Here is a 5,242-nt window from a genome sequence, read left to right as displayed (position 1 = left end):
GGCACCGGAGGCGACACAGGCACAGGTAACGGCGACGGAGCCGGCAACAGGGCTCAAGGCGGCAACACCGGTACCGGCCAGCGGCTCATCGCCTACCTGGTTCCCGCCGATCCCGCCCACGGCATCCCCGCCACCGACGACCTGCGGACCTACCTGGCCACCGCCCTGCCCGACTACATGATCCCGTCGATCTTCATCGAACTCGCCGCTTTCCCGCTGTCCCCGAACGGCAAAATCGACCGCGCCGCCCTGCCAGTCCCGGACGGCAGCCGTCCCGAACTCGCCGGTGGCTACCAGCCGCCCACCACCCCCACCGAACAACTACTGGCCGGCATCTGGGCCAACCTCCTCGGTGTGGACCAGGTGGGTGTCCGGGACAACTTCTTCGATCTGGGCGGGCACTCCCTGCTGGCCACCCAGACCATGACCCGCATCCGTAGCACGTTCGGGACGGATCTGGCGCTTGGGGCCCTGTTCGATCAGCCGACCATCAAGGGTCTGGCCGCTCTCATCGACAGCACTGGCATCACCGCGGTCGCGCCGCCGATCGTCCCCGCCGACCGTGACCAGCCGTTGCCGTTGTCGTTCGCCCAGCAGCGACTGTGGTTCCTGGCCCAGCTCGACCCCGGCTCGGCCGAATACAACACCCCGTCGGCGATTCCGCTGCCTGGCGACCTCGACGTCCCCGCCCTGCGCGCCGCGTTGACGGCGCTGGTGGAGCGGCATGAGGTGCTGCGCACCCGGCTGGTGACCGGTGCCGACGGCATCCCGTACCAGATCATCGACCCGCCCGCCGATTTCGACCTGCCCGTCATCGAGGTGGCGAGCGAGCAGGAAGTGCAGGAGCTGATCACCGCCGGCACGGCGAATCCGTTCGACCTGGCCACAGGACCTCTGTTGCGTGGCACGCTGTTCCGGGTCGCTCACGGCGGGCACGTGCTGGGGCTCTGCCTGCACCACGTCGTCTTCGATGAGTGGTCGGCCAAGATCTTCCACCGGGAGGTCCTCGCGTTGTACGAGGCCTTCCGGGCGGGGGAGCCGTCGCCGCTGGCGCCGCTCACGGTGCAGTACGCCGACTTCGCCCTGTGGCAGCGCAACTGGCTGACCGGGCAGACGCTGGAGGAGCAGCTCGGGTATTGGCGGCGGCAGCTCGCCCAGCCGCCGGTGCTGGACCTGCCCACCGACCGCCCCCGGCCCCCGGTCCGCGACACCAGCGGCGCCGCCGCCACCTTCCAGATCGGTTCTGAGGTGGCCAAGGGCCTGCACGAGCTGTCCCGCCGTACCGGCACGACGATGTTCATGACCCTGCTCGCCGCCTACACCGTGCTGCTCGGCAAGTACACCGGTCAGGACGATCTGCTGGTCGGCACGCCGGTCGCCAACCGCAACCAGGCCGAGACCGAGAACTTGATCGGGTTCTTCGTCAACACCCTGGTCCTGCGTACCGATCTGTCCGGGGACCCGACCTTCACCGACCTGCTCCGCCAGATCCGCGCCACCGCGCTGGACGCCTACGGCCACCAGGACCTGCCCTTCGAGCAACTCGTCGACGAACTGGGCATCGACCGCGACCGCTCCCGCACGCCGCTGTTCCAGACCCTGTTCACCTACGCGGCCGACCGTTTCGTGGACAACGAGCCTTCAGAAGGCACAGTGGAGGAGCTGGCGGCGAGGTTCGACCTGACGGTCGCTTTCACCGGTGACGACCTGGATCTGTCCTGTGTCTTCAGCTACAGCACCGCCCTGTTCGACCACACCACGATCGAACGCCTGGCCGACCACCTGATCGGCCTCCTGACGGCGATCGTCGGCGCTCCGGACCGGCAGCTCAGCGACTTCACCCTGCCCACCGAGGCGGAGCGGTCGAGGCTCGCGATCTGGAACGACACCGCCATCGAGGTGCCGAACCAGCCCATCCCCGAGCTGATCACCGCCGTCGCCGCCGCCCAGCCGGACGCCCCGGCGGTCAGCATGGGTGCGCGCACGCTGACGTACGCCGAGCTCGAGATCCAATCGAACCGGCTCGCCCACCACCTGCACGATCTCGGCGTGCAGGCGGAGACGGTCGTGGGCCTGCGCCTGCCGCGCGACACCGACATGATCGTCGCGATCCTGGCGGTGCTCAAGGCGGGCGGCGCCTACCTGCCGATCGATCCGGACTATCCGGACGACCGCATCGCCCACATGATCAGCGACAGCCGGGCCGCGCTGGTGCTCGACACCGTGACCACCCCCGACCACCTGCCCGGCACGCCGCCCGGCGTCACGATCCACCCGGACCAGGCCGCGTACCTGATCTACACCTCCGGCTCCACCGGCCGGCCCAAGGGCGTCACGGTCAGCCATCGCAACATGGCCAACCTGGTCCGGGCCCAGTGTGACGATCTCGACGTCACGCCCGCCGACGTCACCCTCCAACTGGCGTCCTTCAGCTTCGACGTCGCGGTGAGCGAGATCTTCGCGTCGCTGGCCGGCGGCGCCCACATCGTCATCGCCGACGCCGTCACCCGGCGCTCCGCGGTCGACCTGCAGCGGCTTCTCCACGATCGTGCCGTCAGCATCATGCAGACCACTCCGCCCATCCTGCACCACATGGATCCGGCCACGCTGCCTGACCTGCGGCTTCTGGTCGTCGGGGGCGAGGCATGCCCGCCCGAGCTGGCGTCCGCTTGGGCGGTCGGACGCCGCCTCGTCAACGCGTACGGGCCGACCGAGACGACGGTCTGCGCGACCATGGCGGTCGACCCGGACACGAGGGAGTCGCTGCCGATCGGGCGGCCGATCGCCAACACCCGGATCCACGTACTGGACAAAAATCTCGTTCCCGTCGCCATCGGCGTGCCCGGAGACCTCTACATCGCCGGGACCGGCGTCAGCCGCGGGTACCGCGACGAACCCGTGCTGACCGCCGGGCGTTTCGTCGCCGACCCGTTCGCCGCCGACGGCAGCCGCCTGTACCGCACCGGCGACCGCGCGCGCCGGCGTCCCGACGGGCAGCTCACCTTCCTCGGTCGTACGGACCAGCAGGTCAAGGTACGTGGTTACCGCGTCGAACCGGCCGAGATCGAGCACGCCCTCACGGCGCACCTCGAGGTGGCGGCCGCCGGGGTGACGGTTTCGGCGCAGCGGCTGATCGCCTACGTCGTACCCGCCGACCTCGGCACGGGGATGCCGTCCACCAGCGACCTTCGCGCGCACCTGGCCGCCACGCTGCCCGAGCACATGATTCCCGCGGCCTTCATCGAGCTGACCGCGCTCCCGCTCTCTCCCAACGGGAAACTCGATCGCGCAGCGCTGCCCGTACCTGATGTGGTCCGTCCTGATCTCGACAGCGTGTACGAGGCGCCGACGACACCGGCGGAAGCGCTTCTCGTCGGAATCTGGGGTGAGCTGCTCGGCCTCGACCGCGGTCAAGTCGGCATCCGTGACAACTTCTTCGACCTCGGCGGCCATTCTCTGCTGGCCACCCAGGTCACCTCCCGCATTCGCTCCGTGTTCGGCACCGACATCGCCCTGGCGGCCCTTTTCGACCAGCCGACCATCAGCGGGCTCGCCGGCGTCATCGAGACCCAGATCTGGGCGGAGATCGAGCAGATGTCGAACGACGAAATCATTCAGAGCCTGGAAACGGATTCGCAGGCTGAAAACTCTAATGGGGATGGAGTCTCGAAGTGACGTCTTCTGTTGCGGAGCTCGTCAATGACCTCGCATCTCGAGGCGTGCACGTTTATCTCACCGATGGCCGACTTCGTTTCCTGGCACCGAAGAACGCGCTGACCGCGGAACTCAGGGAGCAGGTCGCCCAGTTCCGTGAGGAAATGGTGGAGTTCCTGCGCGAGCGGGAAGCCAGCGCCAACCGGAAGTCGCCCATCCTCCTGGCCGACCGTGACCGGCCGCTGCCGCTGTCGTTCGCGCAGCAGCGGTTGTGGTTTCTGGCCCAGCTCGATCCCGGTTCGGTCGAGTACAACATGCCCAGCGCGATCCCCCTGCCTGGCGATCTCGATCTGCCCGCGCTGTGCGACGCCCTCACCGCGCTGATCGAACGTCATGAGGTGCTGCGCACCCGGTTGGTCGCCGACGCCGACGGCGTCCCGCACCAGATCATCGACCCGCCCACCGGCTTCGACCTGCCCGTCGTCAAGGTCGCCGACGAACAGGAGGCGCGCGCCCTCATCGCCGCCGACGCGACCACGCCCTTCGACCTGGCCGCCGGTCCGCTGCTGCGCGGCAAGCTGATCCGCCTCGCCGACGACCTGCACATCCTCGCCCTGTGCATGCACCACGTCATCTGCGACGAGTGGTCGGCGAAGATCTTCCAGCAAGAGCTCATGGCGCTGTACGGGGCCTTCCGCGCCGGACGCACGTCGCCGCTCAAGCCGCTGACCGTGCAGTACGCCGATTTCGCCGTGTGGCAGCGCGGCTGGCTCACCGGCCAGGTTCTGAACGAGCAGCTCACTTACTGGCGTGAGCAGCTGGCCCATCCGCCTGTCATGGAGCTGCCCACCGACCGGCCCCGGCCGCCTGTTCGTGCCACGGCCGGCGCCGGCATCAGTTTCCGTATCGAGGCTGAGACCGCTCGCCGGCTGCAGGAGCTGACGCGTCAGAGCGGCGGCACCATGTTCATGACGCTGTTCGCGGCGTTCAGCGCGCTGCTCGGTAAATACAGCGCCCAGAATGATGTGCTGGTCGGTACGCCGGTGGCCAACCGGAATCAGGCCGATGCCGAGGATCTGATCGGGTTCTTCGTCAACACGCTGGTGCTGCGTACCGACCTGTCCGGCGACCCCACCTTTACTGAACTTCTCGCCAGGGTACGGACTACCGCGCTCAATGCGTTCACCCATCAGGACCTGCCCTTTGAGCAGCTCGTCGATGAACTCGGTGTCGATCGTGACCGTTCGCGGACGCCGCTTTTCGAGACGCTGTTCAATTACACCGCTGAATTCGACGGCGTCCAGATTTCCGAGAACGCCGCGCTTGAGCAGGTCGCGGTCAAGTTCGATCTGGTTTTGAGCATGGTCGGCGCCGGTGACCGGGATCTGGCCGGTTCGGTGCAGTACAGCACGGCCCTGTACGACCGGTCGACGATCGAGCGGTTGGTCGGCCACCTTCGGGTGCTGCTGGATGCGGTTGCCGCTGATCCTGATCTGCGGTTGTCGGCGTTGCCTGTTTTGACGGCGGCTGAGCGGCGGGTGCTGGAGGGTGTGAACGCGACTGGGGTGGTGCTGCCTGAGGTGGGGGG

General features: G+C 68.0%; 2 protein-coding genes. Both read left to right on the top strand.

All coding sequences use genetic code 11. The annotated features are described in order from the left end of the window. Positions 1-3,675, top strand: a 3,675-nt coding sequence (locus ABZS69_RS66770; protein WP_355395523.1) for an amino acid adenylation domain-containing protein, incomplete at its 5' end; no start/stop codon positions are given. Continuing rightward, the coding region (locus ABZS69_RS66765) for a condensation domain-containing protein (protein ID WP_355395522.1) at positions 3,672-5,242 on the top strand (1,571 nt) is incomplete at its 3' end. The genes ABZS69_RS66770 and ABZS69_RS66765, both read left to right, overlap by 4 nt.

This window comes from Nonomuraea sp. NPDC005650 (assembly GCF_040605375.1).
GTDB lineage: Bacteria > Actinomycetota > Actinomycetes > Streptosporangiales > Streptosporangiaceae > Nonomuraea.
This window is presented reverse-complemented; position numbering and strand designations above follow the sequence as displayed.